This window comes from Shewanella sp. SM23 (genome assembly GCF_025654295.1).
Classification (GTDB): domain Bacteria; phylum Pseudomonadota; class Gammaproteobacteria; order Enterobacterales; family Shewanellaceae; genus Shewanella; species Shewanella oncorhynchi.
The window spans coordinates 213,583-235,273 of the sequence record NZ_JAKKRM010000001.1; the positions used below are offsets into that span (position 1 = coordinate 213,583).

The following is a 21,691-nucleotide window of genomic DNA, read 5'->3' on the forward strand; positions in this document are numbered from 1 at the left end:
TGGAAGAAACAAAGATGGATGTGGTTTATATTGATGCTCGACCGTTACTTGGACTAAGCACCCGCACGAATAATCGGGCAGAAATGTCTGTCGATAGCGCGAGAATAGGTAGTCTGTGGCAAGCCTTTTTTGAATCATCCCAGCTCACCGCTATGCTCAATTCGCCCATGTATGGCGTGTATTATGACTATGAGTCAGACATGAATGGCGAGTTTTCTGTGCTGGTGGGTAAGGCAATTGATGCCCCTGTTGATGCAAGTCATTTTACGCCATTGGAGCTTAACGCGGGCGAATACCTTAAATTCACAGCTCAGGGTGATATGCCCCAGTGTGTTATCGATCTTTGGGGGCAAGTGTGGGGTTATTTTAGCGCGGCTGATTGCTCTCATCAGCGACGCTATCAAACGGATTTTGAAGTCTATCTCAGCGCCACTGAGGTTGAGATTTATATCGGGATTTTATGATTTAAATCGTAAACTATCACTCAAGTGAGTATCAGGATATGTCAGTGATTTATATAAACTCACAATGCTTAATCAACGGATAGGCAACTAAAGGATTGAATCACAGTCAATGCGCCGCGCTGATCGCCTATTTCAAATAGTGCAAATTCTTAAACATAAACGCCTGACCACAGCCCAAGAGTTGGCTGAACGGTTAGAGGTTTCCACACGCACGATTTACCGTGATGTGCAGGACCTGTGTTTAAGTGGCATTCCTATTGAAGGGGAGGCGGGTGTCGGCTATTTGTTGCGCCACGAGGTTAATGTTCCTCCCTTGATGTTTAACGAAGCCGAACTCGAAGCGATTCAAGTTGGCATGCGAATGGTACAAACTTGGGGTGGTAAGGAGCTTGGTAGCGCCGCGAGGCAGGCGATGATTAAAGTCGAAGCTGTGTTGCCTAAACGATTACAAGCCTATCAATCCTTAATGTTTTCACCGGATTTTTACCTCGATTCCAATGAGTTTCAATTCCTCGATCCCTTGCGTAATGCGGCTCAGCGCCGCGAATACGTCAAACTCTTCTACCAAGATGTCAAACTGGATGTTACCGAGCGGGAAGTTAGGCCGCTCGCCATCTATTTTTGGCGTGGTACTTGGACCTTACTGACATGGTGTGATCTACGTGCTGATTTTCGTAATTTCAGGGTCGATCGCATCACAGGTCTTGTGCGGTTAAACCGTCATTTTGATCTCACTCTCGGGCAAGAGCTTGAAGATTATATTTGCCTGATGGATGAGCAATCGAAGGCGCGAGCAGAAGCGAAAGAAAAGCCACTCGAATGAGTGGCTTTGTATTACATTTTTAATTTGCTAGTAACTTTCTAGTAATTCGCTAGTTGTATCGAGCTCTCTCTGATACTGGTGTCATAGTAGTTATTGAGAGCCTAAGCTCACCGTTTTTAATTGTTTAACATGACTTCACTTGATTGCGAAATATTCAGTTTTTTGATTAAACCATCTTCATCATTGTTTTGGAGCTCGCCGACGGCAACCTGAATATTGCGACTCAGTCCTAATTTTTGAGCGCTTTTAGGACGATTAGCAATGTCTTCATCCGTTAGTGGATAGGATTCACTCGCATCGATATTAAATTGACTCGAATCTATTGCGGTAAATTTACCGCTGATAGGTGCGCCATGTTGTCTAACAATATTCGCCAATTGCCACTCAAACCCACTTTTTGACTGTGCAGAATTAATCGCAGCAGGCCAATCCCATACACCATAACCGTTTATATCTTGATGAAGATATTGATCGACTAAGGCTTCTGGTCCATTAAGATTATTCGCATTCGCTCCGCCAAAGGTGTAAGGGAAGTTAGGTCTATTTGTCGGATGATTAATATGCGCATTTCCACCCCATTTTAAGAAGTTCTCATATTTTATATCGTACATCATATATAAACTTGAGGTGTATGGGACATCCGCCTTTTGTTTAAATAGGGTAATTGATATATAACGTTTGCTGCGAGGCGGCATAATTGCGCGGTACTGCGCCTGACTCGAAATCGTTGTACTTTTGCCGTCGGTTTCACTCCAACCTTGGCTGGCAGAAAATTCGGCGCTGATTTCAGAACTTGCTCCACCTATTCCTGGAATACCCACTTCATATTTATTGGTTACGCCAATTTTTTCGGAGAAGGAGAAAGTATCGGTTTTGGCCCAGCTAGTGGTGTAATCATAGTTTAGGGTGGCCACACCGGTATCTTCGGTATCGCCCCAGTTATAGATAACCACAGGAGCAGTATAAATAGCCTCACGATCATAAACTTGAGGTGAACCTAACTTTAGACTTTGAGGATTAGTGACGAAATGAATATTTTGTAAATTTACCTTCAAACGTTCATTCGCTCTGTAGCCGTTTGCATAAGGATCATTGCCGTTATAGCGGGCTTTAAGACTGTATTCGTTGCTCGATTCCCTTCTGACTTCGATGTCTTCACCAACATACTGGGATGCCGTACCGCCAGCCCATGCATATCCAAGATGGTGTCCTAAGGAGAATAACGAGCTGATAAACGAGGGATCGTTAATCGCATCATTTTTAAGCGAATCAAGATCAGGGGCAGCGTGTTCTACCATTGACAGTTTTGGAATAGTATTCGGAATAGCAGCTTCGGCCAACAAAGAAACAGTTCCAAGTGCGGTTAAACAGGATAACGTTAATATACCCAGGCTAGATTTTGTTCTCATGATTGTTCCTTTATTTTAATAAAATACGTCCTTTCATTGAGAGCGCCGATGGCAATTATATGTAGTCCTGAATCATATAAATAATCATTACTGCTAGGCACATCTAAAAACTAGCACTTTTATTTTTATTAAACAAAATAAAAATGAATTAATTTAAGGCGTGTTTGAATTTGGTTAAAAGTGTTAATTAATTTATTTTTAAACGGTATTTAAAACTTTATAATATAGTGTATTTACTTTAATTTTTAATGGGTTGGTTTTTGAGTGTGGATTAATATTTATGCGGCATTTTATTATGTAAAACTTTTTTAATGGACTCTTTATACCGAGAACTATACCGAGAACTATACCGATAACTATACCGATAACTATACTGAGATTAGTGCCGTAATAGATGCTGTAAATAACATTTCTGAATGGACGTTTTAGAGACTAATAGTTTGAATATGGTTAGGTTAAGTATTTTTTTTATTGTTTGAGTCTTTGTTATTGCTGATAAATATCATCACTCTTCCATTATCGTCGATGTGTGAAATACCGTTAAAGCCGATACTATTAGTTGCACAGACATAAGAGCCTAAATACATGAAGATTGTGGAAGATCAAGATAACGTGGAAGTGATTTTCTAGGGGGCGATGTCTCAGAGGGGGGTTAGGCTGTGTAAAAGAGTGGTAGGAACGGTGTCAGTGATTGATGCAAGAGTCAGTGCCGTTGCTGAGCACTGACTCTTTGTTGACTTAGTGGATAAAGAAAAACAGTCCCATACTCAGCACTGTGGTTAGCAAGGTATTACGGGTGACGAGCGCCAACACAGTAGCGACTACGGCGCAGATGAGATAGCTGTTGTCTAGGCTCAGATCGAGCTGACCTTCCTGCACAAACACTATGGGCGCAAAGATCGCAGTGAGTACCGCAGGGGCCGAGTAACTTAAAAAGGTTTGGGTGCCCTTACTTAATCGCAGCGGTAGTTTAGGCTCAAGTAGTAAATGACGACTGATAAACACAACCGCCGCCATTGAAAAGATCATTAACCAAATCATGCTTTTTCTCCTGACAATGTTTTTGTCTTAATGTCAGTCCCTGTTCCTGTATCCACTTCTGTTTTGGTCTGTGCGCTTGCTAGCTGACTGGCGGATTGTTCTGCGCGTTCCGCTTCCTTGGTCGCTTTGGCGTAAAGTACACCTGCCGTCATTCCCGCAATGGCGGCAATGAGCAGTCCCGCTTGAATTTTAAAAACGGCGCATACCACTGCTAGGGTGAGCGAGACTAATACACAGACGAGAATCGATGGTTTTTTTATGGTAGGAACGACCAGAGCGATGAAGGTGGCTGCGATGGCAAAATCTAATCCCATCTCATCTAAATTCTCGATCGCATTGCCCGCCACTATGCCAAGTAGTGTGGCTATGTTCCAACCGATATAGAAACTCAAACCGCCGCCAAGGGCGTACCAAGGGTCGAACTTATGTAACTTGCCTTGATTGGCGATGGCAAACAGTTCATCTGTGAGCAAAAAGCCCAATGTTAGGCGCCACTTTAACGGCAACGGACTGATTTGACTGCGCATCGCCATTGCATATAACAGATGGCGTGAGGTGATGAGTAACGTCGTAATTAAGATACTCCACAGACCAATACCAGCTTTCACCATGCCGAGTGCCACTAATTGAGCCGCGCCCGCAAAGATAATCGCCGACATAGCTTGGCTCTCAATGGGCGTTAGCCCAACCTCAATGGCGAAGGAGCCCGCTAAAATTCCCCAAGGTACAACCGCTATCGTCAACGGCATCATGGCTAATGTACCTTTTAAAAATGCCTTGGATTTTGTGGGATGCACAGGATAAACATCAGGTTTTATAAGCTTGTCGGTGGTCACTTTGGCTCCTAAAAATAGCGGTGATGGGGTTGCTATTAAACAATGAATGCTTGGATAAGGTTGCTTGCTTAGTCAATCGAGGAGAAAGCAAGAATGAGCATGGCAGATTAACTTAAAGTGGTTGTTTAGGCTTGGATAATATTGCAGCCTATTTCTTTGGCAAATTGCCCTGGTGTTACGCCGACGGTCTTTTTAAAATGCCGATTCAAGTGACTTTGATCGTGAAAACCACAATCGAGGGCGACATCGAGCAGCCGTGAGCCTTGTTTGATTTTTCCTTTGGCGAGTCTCACTCTGGCCTGAATTTGGTAAGCGTGGGGCGGTAAGCCGTAATAACGCTGAAATTGTTTGAGTAAATAATAGGAGCTTAATCCTGCAAGCGTTGCCAGCTCTTCAAGGGAGATATCGGCCGCAGGATGATCGTCGATAAAGGATTTCACCAGTGCTAACGCAGGCTTAGCGATTACAGCGAGGTCATCGCTTGGGTGATTCTTGCCATGGCGTGTCATCAACTGTGTCAAGCTTGAATAGACCAAGCTTTCGCGCAGTAAGCGATTGTCCGATGTATCTAAGGTATTAAAGGTGAGGCGCAGCAGTTCGGCTAATTCAGGATCGTACACTACGGGCTCAGGGAAATAGGGCGCACCGTTGTTTGTTGCTAGCTCACTGTTAATACCGGCAAACTGCACAGGGACTGGATACATGGCACGATAGGACCAGCCGCCTTCAGTCGCGCTACAGCCATTATGGACTTCATCAGCATTGACGAGAATGATGCTGTGCTTTGGCGCCACATGGTTGCCACCGGTGCGATAAAAACGCTGCGCACCCGTTTCAATCACGCCGACTGTGTAACCTTCGTGGGTGTGCCGACTAAAGTTTTGTTTATGGTAGTGGGCATTGAGTAACTCGAGGCCACCTAATTCATCGGCAATCTGGTAGGCCGCATGTTCTGTGTTCACACTAGGCCTCCGAGTTTAGTGTATTAATGGCGGGTTGTGCCTGATAGTAACCCAGAAACCCTCAGTGCTTTTGTACAAAATTGCGCATATAGGATTTTGTTTGCGTTTAATGGCGGTTTCTTAATGTTTGTTGCTTAATGCTTGTCGCTTGAGATTTTTCGTTCAGTCTTGCTCGCGACAGGTGTTATTTAGGTCGCCTGCTGTAATGTTGTGAGTTCTGCACCTGCGATAGCCTCTAGGTGTTGAGTGATTTTCTCTATCGGCCAATCCCACCAAGCGATGGCAACAAGCTCATCTATCACAGTTTGCTCGAATCTCAGCTTGATCACTGTGGCAGGATTACCGCCAACCACAGCGTAGGGTGGTACATCTTTTGTTACTACGGATTGACTGGCAACAATGGCGCCGTGGCCAATTTTTACCCCAGGCATGATAGTGGCGTTATAACCAATCCATACGTCGTTACCGATACAGGTGTCGCCCTTAAAAGGTAAATCTTCGGGCTTGGGCGCCGCTTTCTCCCAGCCATTGCCGAAGATATAAAAAGGATAAGTCGAGAAGCCAGATACTTGATGATTAGCGCCATTCATAATGAATTTCACGTCTTTCGCAATGGCGCAGAATTTACCGATATTCAGTTTATCGCCAATAAAGTCAAAGTGATAAAGTACATTCGACTCGAACCTCTCAGGACCTGCTGGATCGTCATAATAAGTGTAATCACCGACGATAATGTTCTCGCGGGAAATAAAATTTTTAAGAAAGCCAACCTGGGGAAAGCCTTTCATCGGCGCTTTATCGTTGGGATTTGGACCTAACTGCGGGTGAGTGTGGGTACTTGGCATGAATACCTCCGTGCTTAAAAGAGTTGTTTACTAGGGTAATGCATTGTCTTTTTTGAATCGTCGTACTTTGGTACGTATATTCTTCATCGGGGAGTAAGTGTTGAACTGGATCATACGGCCCAGAGTCCATTTATCGTACCAATTTATGCCGTACAGTTGCTGATCACTGAGACTTGCAATCAGCGTTGATAGTTTTTCCATTGTCATTTCATATTCATCAAGTAAATCAGTATATTGCCATTGGCTATATTCATGATGAAATCGCTCTGCTAATAATCCCAGTTGATTCCATTTATAACCCGTATCGGGAAAATCAACGGGGAGTGCTTGCGATGTTAACTCGTACCATTTGAGCACTAATTTACCCCAACCAATAAGGTAAGCGACGGTATCACTTACACTAATTTGTGTACCTTTGATGTTTCCTTCTATACTGCACACACGGGATATTTGGGCTGGGATTGAACGATAGTCTGCCATCAATTTGGGGAAAACTGAGTAAATAGCCAATTCAAGTTCTTGTTTTGATTGGGGTACAGATGACATCACTACCTCGTTTACATTAGATGCTTAGGCTGAGTTTAACATCATCTATTGGGCTATTTAGTATTCACCTGTCACAACAAGCACTTGTTCAATAGACTCAACTACTAAGGCAAGCGTAGTTTTTTCTCGCTTAAAGCCGACAGAGCAAATGGCCATCGCGCCGTTACCACAGGTTATTTCAGGGTAATCTTCTGTCATTGGCGTTTCATCTTCTGCTACGGGTGCTAATACCCAGCCAGCAGCCAATAAACTCGATTTCACCTCAGCGTATTTTTTACCCCATAACGCGCTGGTGTCCTGTGCTGGAGCATATAGAGGCAATGCGCCAAGACTTAGCATGATCAGTGGGAGAATGTTTTTTCGCATATAAAGCTTTCTAGTTCCTATGTGGTTTCGATTGGTCGCTTAGCGCTTGTGAGCGTGTTAACAGCATATATTATTCATAGTCCCTCTGCGCATTATCCTTATGTGCATTAGTTGGGGGAATTATGGCTGTTCTTGTTTATTCGTTTTTCCCAATATTTTTCATACAGTATCTGTGTTGATATAAAAATAACAACGAACACCCCCGTATCAATAATAAATTTCAATGGATCAAAAGGATCGCTAAAAATATCGTAGTGAAAATCGAAGTATTTGAATAATAATTTTGAGCCAATAAAAGCAAAGATAAAAGAGATAAAGAACTTCAATGGTTTTTCCCTAAAATATGTTGATAAATTAACCATTCTCTTTGGCGCGTTTGTACTCTTGTTGGGATTGATAAATTCCCAGAATGATCAGGCCAAATACGAAATAGAACATTTTTTGCGCTGAAAACTCGATTGTCAACGTAGTATGTTCTAGGTGGCGGTATAGAATACTGTGAGAAATTGCCTCTGTTATCGTCAGAATAAATGGATAGCTAATTAATGCGATAGACGATATTTTCGCGAATTTGTACGTTTGAGGTTGTTTAATGAATTTTGCAATAAATAGTAACGCAAATGATAGCGTCAGATTGCTTATCCATAAAATAGCCGCCGTAATTCGTACTTGAGTATGACTGGCTTGTTCCGCATCGGGATAAACCTCTAATATCTCCTGCAAGTAGCTTGCTGGGCTCACTAATCCCCAAACAGGGTAAAGGCATAGCAGCACGGCAGTGAGCATTAAAATATATCTGATAAACATCCTTTTTCTCCGACAGATTCTGCTTAGAAAGCTATACTTTTTATACGAATCATTACATTAGCATTGTTTTTTACAAGTGGCGATTGCTTTGGCTAAACTAAATTATTGTGACAAAAGTTTTTAATGGATAGCTAAGTTTAAACATGAACTAAATATTTCAGGCTTAAAGCAGCAAAAAATAGCCCTAGGCCATAGACGCTATGTGTCAGTAAACTTAGCCACCGAGCTTTCCATGGTGAAGGTGTTTTATTTGCTGCAATCCCAAATCCAAGACAAGGTTGAATGACATAGAAAGGAAACACTATGGTAACAAAACCAGTCATTAGTGCAGGTATCAACGTTGGCTCAAATAACCACATCTCCCCAAAGATTAATACATGAATTAAAGCAATAATAATACCGATAAAATAATGCAGAAACCAACCAAGAAAGGTTTCTCCTTTAACAGATGGGGTTGCCATAATAGGCCGATGAACCAGCTGACCTCTGTAAATAAACCAACGTCCCACAAATGCATAGTCAAGAGTTGGATTATGAAGTACGTTTTTTGCCACCATGACCATGAATCCATTATTAATGTGGCACCAATACCCACTAATATTGACTGTAACCAAATAGAAATCTCCATTCAGTTTTCCCTCTTGGTATTCTTTCCTGATATTGATATAGTTCAGGCATGGTACAACTTGAAGTCGACTTTAAGTCAAGAGTGAATGTTATGGATATTGCAGAGGTATCACGCGAATCAGGATTAGCTCCTTCAACATTGAGATATTATGAAAAAATTGGACTTATCCAATCCATTGGCAGAAAAGGACTTAGACGCCAATATGCCCCTAAAATCATTAATAAATTGAATATTATCTCACTTGGACGTATTGCAGGTTTATAATTAAACGAAATCACTACGATGTTTAATGAATCGAATCAATTGACCATTGATCGTAATTTACTAGCGCAAAAAGCATCTGATATTGATCTCAACATTAAGCGGCTAAAAGCAATACTAGATAGTCTTAACCATGTAGCAAGTTGCCCACAATCAGATCACTTAGAATGTCCATCATTCCAAAAACTAATAAAATCGGTAAAGTCTTTTGAATCTTAATCAGTGATAGAAATCAATCACTCGCTATGCGTATAAGGAATATTGTGGTCACCTAAATTTAGCAATTGAATTTGACACACAAGGGAGTGAATGATCAGTACTTAATCTTGGCAATAACGTTTAACTTATTTTGTGCTAATCAAACTTATTTAAAATGGATAGTGCTGTAAACAATGGGTGCTACAAGATCTGATGTGCTTATCGTCGAACACCCACCATGTCTACCTTGTGTAATGGAAAACAAATTTATTCTGAAAAATATTTAACCCAAATCCAACCAGATACTACCCAATAAATGGATAAGTTTCATATTAGGTCTAAGCTAGTTAATTTTAGCCTTAGTCCATCATATATAGTATTAGATTGTTAATTCTTTCTCGAAGAAAGATAAGCCATCACAGCTATCATGCTCCCAATTACAATACCTGTAATTCCAAAAAATAAGCCAGCTTCTTGTCCATATATAGCACCTGATTGTAGCAGTGAATAGACAGGTGAAAGACCGAAGTATCCCCCAATCACACAACCAGTTACAGAAAGTAAAAGACCAACCTTAGTTCCAATGTTCATTTTATAAAATCCTTTTTTGGTAAAAATTTACTGGCATATAGACATTACTATTCTCGGTGCAAATGTCTGCCTCCGTGTTTTTCGTGGATTAGTTAAACTAAAGTCTGAACTTCCTGTCAAGCCGCAAACAAGCACTGGAGCAACGTAACATATATAAAAATAAAATAAAACTAACAAACTTTGGTTTGATTTGTTTAAAGGGAAAGACCATAGGCATTTAGCCTTAGTGGCGCGAAAGCTAATCTCACTAAAGAGTGATACACCTACCCCCCTTGGTTTTTTTCAAGCTAGTTTTCACTCTTAGTGTGGAGCAAGACTGCCTATATGATAGTGGTATGTATTTTTCCATATGCAGCAGATTACACAGAAATTAGCCACGGCGAAGTCAATTACTGACGTGACCTTCGATGACATGGATGTCATCAACGAGCCGCCATGGATGGCTTCACGGCGTGTCACGGAAGCAATGGAATTCGGCGTACCCGCTACTGATGCAGAGTGCTTTTTCTTTGTTATTTAACGTAAGGTTTCGCTAATTTTGTGCTGTAAATAAAAACAGCCGCAAAGATTTTTGCGGCTGTTTTTACGATTTGAAACTCTCTATTTAAAACTGACTAGCCGCAACACACTATTCACCAAAGGCTATTTCGCAATCATCGCCATGAGTGCGGGTAAAAACTCGTTATCTAATGCGGCGATTTCGCTTTGCTCAACCAGCACTTGATTGAGAATGTCATGGCTGGTGAGGGGGTTGGCGAGTACTACGCGAAACACTACGGTTGCTTGTCTAAAATAGCGGGCGGGCTGAATGCGGGTACGGGAGACGAAGGATTTACCCTGTTCGCGTTGGTGCTTTTGAATAAACTGGGTGAGGCCATCGAGCAGCTCGTTAAAGCGGGCGAGTTTTACTGTGTCTGCTTGCTCACAGGCAAGTTGCATGGCGGCTTGGATGCTGGCGGGCACATAACGGTAAGTCAGCAGACAAAGTTCTGGCTCAGTGATTAGCTCAAAATCCTCATGGGTTTTGATTTGTTCGGCAAAATAGCGGGCTTTTTCAAGGCTGTTATTGATTAAGATTTCATAACCATCGCGGCCGATGATCTGTAAGCAAGCGTGCACTAACATCGCCATGCCGGGGCGTGAACCTTCTAGCGTTTGGCTGCCTAAGTCCTTTGAACCACGGCGCAGAATATATTCGGCGTGGTGGGCAATGGCGTGGGCAAACTCTGGGTCTTTAAATAACACCATGCCTGCGCCCATAGGCACGTACATTTGTTTGTGGGCATCGATAGTGACTGAGTCCGCAAGTTCGATACCTGCGAGTAAGTGGCGGTATTTATTGGATAATAAACTTGCGCCGCCCCACGCTGCATCCACATGGAAATGGCAGTTTAACTCTTTTGCCAGCGCAGCTAATTCTGTCAACGGGTCAACATTACCGGTTTCTGTGGTGCCAGCCACGCCAACAATCGCTAATACTTTGATGTTCTTGCTAGCAAGTTCAAGGGCGGCTTGACGCATTTTCGCGACATCGACCTTGTTATTGCTGCCAGTGGGAATGCTGATGATATTGTCGCGGCCGATACCAAGCAGATCGACGGCTTTGCCTAGCGAATAGTGACCGCGCTCCGAGACCAAAATCGCTAAATCGTCATAGCCATAGTGGCGCAGCGCCTTGAGTAAGCCTTCGCGGCTGACGCCTTTAAACTCGCCATCGGCTTTTAATAATTGGTTACGGGCAATCCACAGCGCCGTGATGTTGGCAACCGTGCCGCCGGAGCAAAATGCCCCGAGGGAATGATTGGCGCTGTGCATCCAGCTTTGATAAAAATCTGTATCTTGGGCATAAATCAAATGGTGCATCATGCCGAGCACTTGGCGTTCAAGCGGCGTAAATGCCTTAGAGGTTTCTATTTTGACCAGATTTTGATTGAGTCCCACCATCATTTTTGACAGCGGCAACACAAAGTAGGGCAGTGCCGAAGTCATGTGGCCGATAAAACTTGGCGCCGCTGTGTGTACCGAATGCGCCACCAAATTTTGCATAATTTCGTCGGTGTAATCGGAGACAAAACGCGGCTGAGTTGGGATCTCAAAAGCTTGAAAATCGGTTTCGATTTCAGACAAGGGTTTTTCGAGCGCGGCGATACTGTCACCCAAAAAGCCTGCTAAGTCCTCGGAGAGCTTTTGCTCAATAATACTCAGCGTTGAGCTTGCATCTTCCGGTGCAGTAAAAATGCGGAGCAAACTTGCTTCGGATGCGGTGGCTTGGCGAGGGAGTTTCTGGGTCATGGGGCTTGCCGTCTATTAATTTTTATAGTGAAACCGCAAATTGGCTCGAAGAGTATAACGGACCAGTGATGCGCGATCTGTGACTCTCAAATGTTCAATCAGCGGAATACCAAAAAGGGAGCTCACTTTACTGCAAGGCCTTTTAGGCATCAAGCACTAAAATTTGGTATTACCAAAGCGTTGCGGCCTAAATAAGCAAAGGCGCCGTTATGGCGCCTTTATGTTTAACTCGACGAGCCACTCATCAAGCCTGAGCATTAGCCCTAAAATTCATGTTAGCCCTAAAATTTGCGTTGGCCCAACATGAGTACCGCGCCGATATTTCGGGCGGTATTGCAAAGGTTTAGTTTGGCATTGGCCAGCACATCATCAAGCGGACTTAAGTGCGGGATGATAGGGAAGATAGCCGCCATACCGTGATCCAATATGGCATTAGCGTTTTCACCGAGGCAGCCCGCGATACCGATAGTGGGAATGCCCTGCAGTTTGGCTTGCTTTAACACGCCCATTGGGGTTTTACCAAACACGGTTTGACCATCGATGCGGCCTTCACCTGTGATCACTAAATCGGCGCCACGGATTTTGTCCGCAAGGCCAACGGTTTGCATTACAATCTCAACCCCAGGTTTAAGCTCGGCATTTAAAAAAGCCATCACGCCAAGACCCATACCGCCAGCAGCGCCTGCCCCGGCATGATCGCGGTGATCGCTAATGCCATTGCGGGCAATCACATCGGCATAATGGGCAAGAGCGGCATCTAGCTGCTTAACCATCTCGGGCGTCGCACCTTTTTGCGGACCAAAAATTGCCGATGCACCGCGTTCGCCGCACAGTGGATTATCAACATCGCAGGCAACTTCGAAGCTGCACTCACGTAAAAGTGGATGAGCGTTTGATACATCGATTTGAGCAAGGTTCGCCAGCGCTGCGCCGCCAGAAGGCAAGGTTTTACCTTGGCCATCGAGCAATAAAATATCCAGCGCTTGGGCCATACCCGCGCCGCCATCGTTGGTGGCACTGCCGCCTAGCCCCAAAATGATGTGCTTTATCCCCCGATTAAGCGCATCACAAATTAGTTCGCCCGTGCCATAACTTGTGGTAAGCAGCGGATTACGTTGCTCCCTCGGCACATGGTGCAGACCTGAGGCTGAGGCCATTTCAATCACGGCAATCGCGCCTCGATGTGGCGATTTGTTCGTTGGATCTGCACGAGAAACTGAAGCTGAACTTGTATTCATCGCAGCGCCGAGAATGCCTTCACCAAGAATGCCATAGTGTGCTTGCACTCTATGCCCCAGTGGCCCCATGACCTCTAAGCTGACAATACTGCCGCATGTGGCGTCCACCATAGATTGCACTGTGCCTTCGCCACCATCGGCAACGGGTATTTTGATTATGTCGCAGTCGGGTATCACTTGTTTTAAGCCTTGCTCGATGGCGTTGGCCACTTCGAGCGCGCTTAAGCTTTCTTTAAATGAGTCGGGGGCGATAACTATTTTCATTAAAAATCCTACAGCTAAATGGGATAAAACAGGGCTCAATGTTGAACACTAAACCCAAGGCCACTTACGTTGGGCGCAACAACATCCCTGTGCTAAAACTGAGGTGATATAAAGGCATTTATATCCATCACTGGCACATTAATCTGTTGCAATTATTAGGGCGTATAACAGGGATATATCTTGGGCACGGTATGTGCCCAAGGGACAATATTGAATCAAGAACTCATTAATATTAGAGCAACACTAGGCTTAGCACATACACAGTTACCATGGACGTTACACCTTGGATTAGGGTTGCCATAGTTTGGGCTTTATAGGCTTGTTTGACGCTCATGCGGCTAAATTGGGTGACGACCCAAAAGAAGCTGTCATTGGCGTGGGAAACGGTCATCGCACCTGCGCCAATTGCCATTACTGTTAACACTCGGCCCATATCACTACCAAGACCAATATCGCCAAGCATAGGCGCAACCAGTGCAGAGGTTGCGACTAACGCTACCGTCGATGAACCCTGCGCTGACTTAAGCGCTGCAGAGACGATAAATGGCATGAAGATACCGATACCCAGTGCCGACAGTGATGTGCCCAGAAAGTCACCGATAGGTGTGGCTTTTAATACCGCACCAAAGGCACCGCCTGCACCTGTGATTAAAATAATCGGCGCGGCAGTGACGAGCCCTTGGCTGATGCGTTCGCTAAATTCGCTGATCTTATTCTCACCCTTTAACAGCAGCAGGGATAAAAACAGGCCAATCATCAGGGCATTAACGGGCTGACCGAGGAACACGAGCGCATCAAACACACCTTCTTTACCCAAAGGCGCTGAAGGGAAGTTAGCGATAGAACCTAAACAAATTAATACGATAGGCACAAAAATCGGTGCGAAAGCTTTTAATGGGCTTGGTAACGTGCCATAGCTTTTTTTCAGCGTTTCATAGTCACTGGCCTGCGCTTTAAGTTCTTCTGCGCCTTCACCATCTGGCTCAACATCGGCAAAGCGGTTTGCCCATAACATACCCGCGAGTGCCGCAACAGCGGCCACAAAGAGACCCACACCGATCACTAAACCTAAGTTGGACTCTAAGCCTAAGTTGCCTGCGGCGGCGATAGGGCCTGGCGTTGGCGGTACAAAGGTGTGAGTGGCGTACAGACCTGTGGCTAAGGCAACGCTCATGGAGACACTAGAGACCTTCATGCGGTTCGCCATCGATTGTTTCAGTGAGTTTAAGATCACAAAACCCGAGTCACAAAAGACCGGAATAGACACGAGATAACCGATAATTGACATAGTGAGTGTCGGGAAGCGTTTACCTAATATCTTGATCACCACATCGGCCATGGTGATGGCGGCGCCACTTTTTTCCAGAATAATCCCTATGATAGTGCCTAAGACGATCACTAAGCCGATATAGCCTAAAATATTGCCAAACCCTGTGGTAATGGTTTTAGCGATTTCTCCGCTTGGCAGGCCATAGGCGAAGGCCGCGATAAAGGCGGCCAGAATTAAGGTTAAAAAGGGGTGGAGTTTAAATTTTGAGGTCGCGATAACAATAAATGCAATCACACCGATGAGAATAAGCACTAAGTTCATAGTTTGTCCCGTTCAGTTCTTGGCTGAAGTTTTTGAGTAAGTTTTTTGACTTATAGTGTAGGGCGCAGTGCTTATTTGGGCCTTAGTCCAAATGAGGGCTGCTTTAAGGTCATCCTATTATTGTGCAGGTATGTTTGAATAGCTTTGGCTAAATCCACGGAATTACCGCGTTATGTTTCGCCATTTTTGTGCTCATGCACAAAAATGCTTAGGTGAATTCGAATGCAGGAGGAGGTGTTTTGTCGGTAAGAGGAGGCTTGTCGATAAGGATTGGCAAATAGGGCTATTTGCCAATCCTAAACAGGAGGGACTTAACTCGACATCTTTATTGACGACGAATAAAGGATTCTACATAGGCTGCGGTGCGGGCATTGAGTATGGGATCGGCAGATGCAGTAATGCCCTTAGGTAATAACAGTGGGTTAAATATGCCTTTATCACACTGCTGAACTAGGGGATCGCTGTCTCGTTCACCGTTAATCATCACTTGGCCTACCAGTAAACGCTGGCGAGTTTCAGGCCAGATCACGGTTGGGTCATTAATCTCATCACCCATTTCGGCGAGTTGAATATAGAGGTTCCATTGTGCTGGCTGGGTTTTAATGCGCTCGAGTAATTCCGCCTTTAAAAAATCATCACTGAGATTGGCAAGTTCACTGGCTGACAGCCCGGCAGTACCAGCGACAGGTTCAAAAATCCATTTACCCGCGACCGTTTCACCTTGCTGAACACTGTTTTTTTGCGTGCTGAACAGGAAACTATTTACACCGAAGTAGCGGCTGTTGGCAAAACTTGGGCTGGGAGGCAACTGTTTAACATAGTCGAAAAAAGCTTTAGCGCTGGGTTGATTATCAATAAGCCACTGTTTGCCTTCAGGGCCTTGTTTCACTTTGGTCTGAAAGTTAAAAAACTCTTCGAGATTTTTGGCAAAGAAAACGGGAACGTTAGTGGTGACAAAGTTAAGGTTTTCTTTATCGCCGTCAATTTTGAGTGACATAAAGCGCCCAGCGGTTTTATCTGAGATCTGCGGATTTGTACCGCCGAGGGAAAAGCGGGCTGTGACCTTGATACTATCTTGATTAAAAAATGGAATTGCCAACGTTTGTTGTAATTGTGGATTCGGTTTAAAACTGCCCGAGGTACAAAATCCCTTAGTGTGATTACGCAGTTTGACATTTTTGCCCGCCTCGCGACTTGCCGCATCGGGTGTGCCGTTGACGGCATCGACCAGTTCGGGAATGGTTTTCTCGGCCGCGATTAACGAAGGTGAAGTCAGCGCAATGCCGCTAATGAGACAAGCTTTGGCGAGTAAAGTCAGTTTGATTGAGGTCATTATCATTCCTTTCAATGGACTAAGTCGAGAGCGCTAGCATATCGACGCGATACTATATGAAAGGATAGGAAAGGGGATACGGTATAAATCTTTCAATTAATTTTTTAGTACAGGCCAAGTTTTACTCAATTGATCTGGTTATAAGGTTTGCGCCGTCATCTGCGGGCTTTTTCTGGCGAATCTGTTGAGTTGCTAAGTTATTTGAGTATTAAGTTAAGCGAGTCGAAGTATCAATTAATTGCCCAAGATACAGGCTCAATAATCCATGCAGGGATTGAATGTCGGCTTGGGTGATTTGCTGAATTTTATCAAGGCGATATCTCAGTGTATTGCGATGAATAAACAGGGCATTCGCGCATTGCTGTGCATCGCCAAAGTGGGTGATGTAAGCCGCTAAGGTTTTGCGTAATTGGCCGTTTTTATCCGCCTTGGCGAGTTGCTGGTAGGGCGTTGCCAGCGCCTGACCGCGCCAGTCATGTTTTAGCCCTGCAAGTAACACTTGTAGGGAATAATCTTCAAACAGGTATTTATTCCCTTCTGCATTGAGCTGCTTACCGAGTGCCAAAGTTTCTTGAGCCGTGTGATAGGAGCGCGCTATCCCGCCTTTTTCGGGGAAGAAATGGCCTAGGGCAATCTTAAAGTTTAAATCCATTTGGGCGGGTAAGCGCTGCAACAGCTTATCGATACGCTGATTTTCAAGCTCAGGATCCCATTGTTTTCCATCTAAAAAAGCAGGCTTTAGGATCACCAACTGCGACATTGAGGTCATGGCAATCAAGTTACCACGGTCAGGATATTGCAATAGATGCAGCACTTGCTTGAGGGTTTCACTGACTCTGGGGCTACGTTCATCGGCGGGCTGAGTGGATGCCTCTGCTAAGTACAAGGCCGATGAGGTGGTGTCGGTTTTTAAATGGTGTTTCTGGATGTTTTTCTCGCTGATCTCAATAATGGCCGCGACTCTTGGCAGGCTGATATCAATGTCGAGCTGTTTTGCCCAGCGGTGCAACTGTGCATCATCGGTTTCAGCTTTGATCAGTTGCAGAATAAACTCTTCACGCTGGCGATTCTCCCATTGCAATTTATCCTGCAGGTTGGCTTGTTCAACAATCATTTCGGCGGTCATTTTAAGTAACTCACCATAATGGGTGAGCTCACGTGGATCACCGGTAATGCCGACAACACCTATGATTTGTCCTTGATAATGTAAGGGTAAATTGATGCCTGGCTTAACGCCATGCAGCCCTGAGGCGACTTCTTGACTGATCTCCACATTGCGATTTTGGGCAATCGCCAGCAGCGCGCCTTCGTGGGTTGATCCTATACGCTTAGGGTCGCCTGAGCCTAAAATCACCCCTTGGCCGTTCATCACATTGATATTGTGGCCAATGATTTTCATTGTGCGGCTCACAATTTGCTTCGCGATGGCAGAATCAAGTAGATACATACAGGCGCCTAGTGGGGTTGAAGGTTTAATAGGGATGCAATACGCATTCTTAATCTGGGTAGCATATCGCGTTCAAACTCAGGATGCTGCTTAAGCCAAAGATTATTACGCGGGCTTGGGTGCGGCAAGACAAGATACTTAGGCCAATATTGCTGCCATTGCGCGCATGCTTGGGTCACTGTTATTGGTTTCAGTTTGGGGATGGCTTTTACTTTAGCGTTGGTCGAAATTTTACTGCTGGTTGTTTGAGACTCAGTGATCGACAAAGTGGGGTTTACGGCTTCGGACGATTCGCGCGGTAGATGATAGTCGATGGCATATTGGCCGAGGATCACAATTAGCTCTATTTGCGGCATTAGGGCGAGCAAGGCCTGATGCCAAGTGGCAGCACATTCGGGGCGCGGTGGTTTATCACCTTGCTTTTTACCGTTTTTTTCGATACTGCCCGGAAAACAAAATCCCATAGGGATAATGGCAAAAAGATTGGGGTCGTAGAATTGCTCCCGCGTGACATTTAACCAAGTGCGCAGCCGTTCACCGCTGGCATCGTCAAAAGGTATGCCTTTATGGTGGGTTTTCACGCCCGGAGCTTGGCCTGCAATCAAAATTCGCGCTTGGGTACTGGCCTGTAATATCGGCTTGGGCGCTAAGGGTAAATGGGCCTGACATAAAGTACAGGCGCTGATTTTGGACAGCAGTTTGGCCATTGATGCCGAGCATGATGGCGATACAGTTACGCACAGTGGCGATGGCGCTTTAGTGAGATTCGTCTTAGTCAATTTAATCGCTAATTTTATCGTTGCTCATTCATTTTCAATCAGGATTGGAGCATCATCACTGTTTGATATACCCAGTAGCCCAAAAGAGAATAGCCAAGGATTAAACCGATATAACTTAATATCTTAGGAATTTGATTTGGGCTTGAAGCTAAACAAATGTGGGCCAGCACAATCGTAAAGAGGGCTAATGGCGCAATCACATAGCTCAAAGCTAAGATGAATAATGCCCCTAGGCTGATGATCCAATCTGCATTGCGATTGGTGGGTTTATCGATTTGGCAAAGCTGTAGTGGCAATAAAATCAGTCCAATACCGACACAGATAATACCTAAGTTAAGGGCGAAATCACTCCAACCTCTATGATCATAAATGGCTAACGCAATGGCAATTAATGGCACTATTAGTGCGCTTAATACATGGCGTTTAGCAAAAGTGGCGCTGCGATACTGACCCGCAAAAAAGAATAAGCCCTGTAGAAACAGATTGATTAAGGTAAAACCACCTAGGCCTAAAATGATAAATAGGCTCGCTGTGCCACCCGAAGGGTCGAACGCCATAGCGGGTAAGGGTAATAGGCTTAGCCCCAATAGTACGGGAATTGATAACAGCCACTGAGATTGGGAGATTGAAGAGTAAATACGCATGGGCTCAGAGGATTAACTAAAAGATTGAATTAAGATCCGCTAAAGTGAGCCAAAACTCAAGGATTAAGGTTTTTATGGGCGGACTTTCGCGCCAGAGTCTGATCTTATTCAAGATTTTTACTGTTATCTGCCATGATGTTATCGCTTTAAAAGATAATGCTGCGCTTAAACAAAAGCCCGCAACATGCGGGCTTTTCGTGTTATGAACAGTATCGATTAGAGTTTGTAACTCATGCTCAGCATGATCATTTGCGCTGTGTAGTCATGGCTATTGCTGCCAAAGCCTACGACGTTCCAGATACCATCGACGGCGATATCATTGGCGGCATCATTGTCTTTATAATTCTCAATTTTATAATCCAAGCGCAGCGCCATTTTCTCGGTGGCTTGATATTGAGCATATAAGTTAATGTTGTGCACTTTGGCAAAATAATCGCCATAGTCGCCTGTGATACCTTGTCTGACTTGAGTGTTACTGTCGGAGTTTGAATAAGTGTAATCCAATCCCATGCGTAACTTGTTCTCAAGCAAGTTGTTGTAGCTAAGGCCTGCCCCGACCACATCTACATTGTCTTCAATGAATCCTGTCCATGTTGGGGTGCTGTAATTACTGCTTCCCGCTTGTTCAGACTCAATGATTTGATAGTTGTAGAAGGCTGTCGCCAGTAAATCATCGGTGATCATGTAGCTGATGTTGGCATCATAACTGGTGTCTTTTGACTCAGTTAAGCCAATAACTGTGTCAGAGTAGTCATCTAATGCGTAACGGGCACCGAAATCTATGGTCAAGCTGTCGATTGGCGAGTGGGTGACTCGAGCTTCAATCTGGGTTCTGTCGCGGTTAGCCAGATTGTACTTACGTAACAGGCTGTTGGTTTCAGAAGATGTCCATTCAGAAGCTTGATATTGCGAGCCATCACGCTGACCGTAACTGCCCTTAACCCACATATCCCAAGTTTCAAAGCTGTTAACGCGCAAACGTGCCCAAACGGTATTTTCATCCGTGGTTTCACGGTCTTGATAATTACGGTCATCACGTTTGAAGTCATAGCCGCCATCAAGCTTCAGTCCATGGGTAATACGATAATCCGCCGCCACTTTGAAGCGTTGGCTAGTGTTATCGTAAGGGGTGTTAGACTCTGTTACAGGTTCAATTTTACCCGTAAGCTTGTTTAGCCTAACTTGAGTCCATTCTTCAACCTGAGTATTGTTATCACGATCGCTATAGTCGTAGCTACCACTTAAGCGCAGTGAGTTAGTCACTTTACTGATGACTTTTAAGTTTAAACCAATGAGATCAACTTTGGCGTCAAGGACTTCAGTTGGAAGCTGATAACCGTAACCAGAGGTGACTAACGCTTGGTCTTGACTCATTTGTCCCGCAAGCACACGACCTGTTAACACATTGGTATTGTCATTATATTGACCAATTAATGACACTGTATGTGACTGGTTATCTGGATCAAGTGCCATAGTACCAGTGTTGTTTTGTGCAGTGACATAATTTGGATTGAATGCACTGTCAAAACTTAACTGGTTGTATTCATTTTTAAAAATTGAGCCATTGTAGTTAAGTGCAGTAAACCAGCGCTCACCCTTGAGTTTAACCCCAGCTTCAATCGTGTCAGTGGTGTAGTCCACAGGCTCAGCTAACATCATGGAACGATCTAAGAAACTTCCTGAAGCCGTTTTCAAGCCAGTTTTTTCTTCACGCATGTAGTTCACATTTGTGCTCCACAGCGATTCGCCTTGATACGCAAAACCTAACCCTGTGCGCTCACGTTTGAGCGACAATTCTAAGGCATTTAGGTTGTCCATCAGTAACGGCATCTGGCTGCTTGAACCCGCAGTTACCCAGTTGTCTGGCAAGGTTAAATTATCGCTGCCGACACCAGAGTAGGGCGTTAAGGCACTATTACTGTTGTAAGTGGCGATTTGGCGATAGTTGACATTGACATTATACTGGCCTTGTTTGCCCGCATTGACATCTAAACGGCCACCATCCATGCCCAGTTGATAAGCTTCAACGCTGGCTTGATAGCCTTTCTCACCACGGAAGGTGACATCGGCATCAAATTTACCCGAAACTTCGTTTGAAGTCCCAAAGGCATTCGCCGAGCGAATATCCTCTTCGCTGTTGTAACCCACGCCAACACCCACAGTGCCAGACGTACCCGTTTCAACAACGCAGCCTTTACAGCTCCAAGCGGACATTTTGACTTTTTCTGTATTGGCATTGGCTAAGCCATACCCGTCGGCTGCTATTGCAAAACCTGTGTTTGCTAGTAACGCCAGAGTGATCAAATTGAGTTTAAATTTCATTTTC

General features: G+C 44.5%; 22 protein-coding genes. 4 read left to right on the forward strand and 18 right to left on the reverse strand.

All coding sequences use genetic code 11. From position 1 onward, the window contains the following. Nucleotides 1-14 precede the first annotated feature (14 nt). Nucleotides 15-464 carry a GyrI-like domain-containing protein gene (locus L5L98_RS00855; RefSeq protein WP_168824100.1) on the forward strand — a complete coding sequence of 150 codons (450 nt, stop codon included), beginning with the start codon at nucleotides 15-17 and terminating at the stop codon, nucleotides 462-464. A gap of 109 nt (nucleotides 465-573) precedes the next feature. Beyond that, entirely contained in the window at nucleotides 574-1,287 is a 714-nt protein-coding gene (locus tag L5L98_RS00860) for a helix-turn-helix transcriptional regulator (protein ID WP_131525744.1), read from the forward strand. A 116-nt stretch (nucleotides 1,288-1,403) separates the two neighbouring features. Here the strand turns inward: L5L98_RS00860 and L5L98_RS00865 are convergent, their stop codons facing one another. The 9 genes from L5L98_RS00865 to L5L98_RS00905 all read right to left on the reverse strand — a co-directional run bounded on the left by L5L98_RS00865 (nucleotide 1,404) and on the right by L5L98_RS00905 (nucleotide 8,713). Next, nucleotides 1,404-2,696, reverse strand: coding sequence for an aerolysin family beta-barrel pore-forming toxin (locus tag L5L98_RS00865; RefSeq protein WP_263138160.1), 1,293 nt, complete (start codon nucleotides 2,694-2,696; stop codon nucleotides 1,404-1,406). A gap of 738 nt (nucleotides 2,697-3,434) precedes the next feature. Continuing rightward, entirely contained in the window at nucleotides 3,435-3,737 is a 303-nt protein-coding gene (locus tag L5L98_RS00870) for an AzlD domain-containing protein (protein ID WP_131525746.1), read from the reverse strand. Further along, nucleotides 3,734-4,573, reverse strand: coding sequence for an AzlC family ABC transporter permease (locus L5L98_RS00875; protein ID WP_263138161.1), 840 nt, complete (start codon nucleotides 4,571-4,573; stop codon nucleotides 3,734-3,736). Before L5L98_RS00875 ends, L5L98_RS00870 begins: the two co-directional genes overlap by 4 nt. Before the next feature lie 125 nt (nucleotides 4,574-4,698). Beyond that, the gene (locus L5L98_RS00880; protein WP_263138162.1) at nucleotides 4,699-5,535 is read right to left on the reverse strand and encodes an AraC family transcriptional regulator; all 837 of its coding nucleotides are present in this window, start codon (nucleotides 5,533-5,535) and stop codon (nucleotides 4,699-4,701) included. Nucleotides 5,536-5,723: 188 nt separating this feature from the next. Then, nucleotides 5,724-6,380: a Vat family streptogramin A O-acetyltransferase gene (locus L5L98_RS00885; RefSeq protein ID WP_168823624.1), complete on the reverse strand. Its 657-nt coding sequence runs from the start codon at nucleotides 6,378-6,380 to the stop codon at nucleotides 5,724-5,726. A 30-nt stretch (nucleotides 6,381-6,410) separates the two neighbouring features. After that, nucleotides 6,411-6,926, reverse strand: coding sequence for a ClbS/DfsB family four-helix bundle protein (locus tag L5L98_RS00890; protein WP_263138163.1), 516 nt, complete (start codon nucleotides 6,924-6,926; stop codon nucleotides 6,411-6,413). Between the two features lie 57 nt (nucleotides 6,927-6,983). Further along, the gene (locus tag L5L98_RS00895; protein WP_263138164.1) at nucleotides 6,984-7,292 is read right to left on the reverse strand and encodes a hypothetical protein; all 309 of its coding nucleotides are present in this window, start codon (nucleotides 7,290-7,292) and stop codon (nucleotides 6,984-6,986) included. A 354-nt stretch (nucleotides 7,293-7,646) separates the two neighbouring features. Next, the gene (locus L5L98_RS00900; RefSeq protein WP_263138165.1) at nucleotides 7,647-8,099 is read right to left on the reverse strand and encodes a hypothetical protein; all 453 of its coding nucleotides are present in this window, start codon (nucleotides 8,097-8,099) and stop codon (nucleotides 7,647-7,649) included. Nucleotides 8,100-8,236: 137 nt separating this feature from the next. Next, nucleotides 8,237-8,713, reverse strand: a complete 477-nt coding sequence (locus tag L5L98_RS00905) for a DUF2938 domain-containing protein (protein WP_263138166.1) — start codon at nucleotides 8,711-8,713, stop codon at nucleotides 8,237-8,239. A 104-nt stretch (nucleotides 8,714-8,817) separates the two neighbouring features. Between L5L98_RS00905 and L5L98_RS00910 the strand changes: the two genes are divergently transcribed. Next, entirely contained in the window at nucleotides 8,818-8,991 is a 174-nt protein-coding gene (locus L5L98_RS00910) for a MerR family DNA-binding transcriptional regulator (RefSeq protein ID WP_263138167.1), read from the forward strand. A 582-nt stretch (nucleotides 8,992-9,573) separates the two neighbouring features. On the opposite strand, the gene L5L98_RS00915 is transcribed toward L5L98_RS00910, so the two are convergent. Next, nucleotides 9,574-9,777: a hypothetical protein gene (locus L5L98_RS00915; RefSeq protein ID WP_198572177.1), complete on the reverse strand. Its 204-nt coding sequence runs from the start codon at nucleotides 9,775-9,777 to the stop codon at nucleotides 9,574-9,576. 349 nt (nucleotides 9,778-10,126) lie between these two features. On the opposite strand from L5L98_RS00915, the gene L5L98_RS00920 reads away from it, so the two are divergent. Continuing rightward, complete coding sequence (locus L5L98_RS00920) at nucleotides 10,127-10,297, forward strand: hypothetical protein (RefSeq protein ID WP_263138168.1); 171 nt, start codon at nucleotides 10,127-10,129, stop codon at nucleotides 10,295-10,297. 122 nt (nucleotides 10,298-10,419) lie between these two features. On the opposite strand, the gene panP is transcribed toward L5L98_RS00920, so the two are convergent. The 8 genes from panP to L5L98_RS00960 all read right to left on the reverse strand — a co-directional run bounded on the left by panP (nucleotide 10,420) and on the right by L5L98_RS00960 (nucleotide 21,687). Further along, nucleotides 10,420-12,069, reverse strand: a complete 1,650-nt coding sequence (gene panP / locus L5L98_RS00925) for a pyridoxal-dependent aspartate 1-decarboxylase PanP (RefSeq protein ID WP_263138169.1) — start codon at nucleotides 12,067-12,069, stop codon at nucleotides 10,420-10,422. A 281-nt stretch (nucleotides 12,070-12,350) separates the two neighbouring features. Then, a complete protein-coding gene (locus L5L98_RS00930; RefSeq protein WP_263138170.1) occupies nucleotides 12,351-13,571 on the reverse strand; it encodes a glycerate kinase in 1,221 nt (406 codons plus the stop codon). A gap of 232 nt (nucleotides 13,572-13,803) precedes the next feature. Then, entirely contained in the window at nucleotides 13,804-15,162 is a 1,359-nt protein-coding gene (locus L5L98_RS00935; RefSeq protein ID WP_263138171.1) for a GntP family permease, read from the reverse strand. A 325-nt stretch (nucleotides 15,163-15,487) separates the two neighbouring features. Then, a complete protein-coding gene (locus tag L5L98_RS00940; RefSeq protein WP_263138172.1) occupies nucleotides 15,488-16,495 on the reverse strand; it encodes a catalase family peroxidase in 1,008 nt (335 codons plus the stop codon). A gap of 208 nt (nucleotides 16,496-16,703) precedes the next feature. Next, a complete protein-coding gene (locus L5L98_RS00945) occupies nucleotides 16,704-17,942 on the reverse strand; it encodes a sugar diacid recognition domain-containing protein (protein ID WP_173245665.1) in 1,239 nt (412 codons plus the stop codon). Between the two features lie 8 nt (nucleotides 17,943-17,950). After that, nucleotides 17,951-18,649 carry a uracil-DNA glycosylase family protein gene (locus L5L98_RS00950; protein ID WP_263138439.1) on the reverse strand — a complete coding sequence of 233 codons (699 nt, stop codon included), beginning with the start codon at nucleotides 18,647-18,649 and terminating at the stop codon, nucleotides 17,951-17,953. A 110-nt stretch (nucleotides 18,650-18,759) separates the two neighbouring features. Then, the gene (locus L5L98_RS00955) at nucleotides 18,760-19,365 is read right to left on the reverse strand and encodes a hypothetical protein (protein WP_263138173.1); all 606 of its coding nucleotides are present in this window, start codon (nucleotides 19,363-19,365) and stop codon (nucleotides 18,760-18,762) included. A 216-nt stretch (nucleotides 19,366-19,581) separates the two neighbouring features. Then, nucleotides 19,582-21,687: an MtrB/PioB family decaheme-associated outer membrane protein gene (locus tag L5L98_RS00960; protein ID WP_263138174.1), complete on the reverse strand. Its 2,106-nt coding sequence runs from the start codon at nucleotides 21,685-21,687 to the stop codon at nucleotides 19,582-19,584. Between the last annotated feature and the right edge of the window lie 4 nt (nucleotides 21,688-21,691).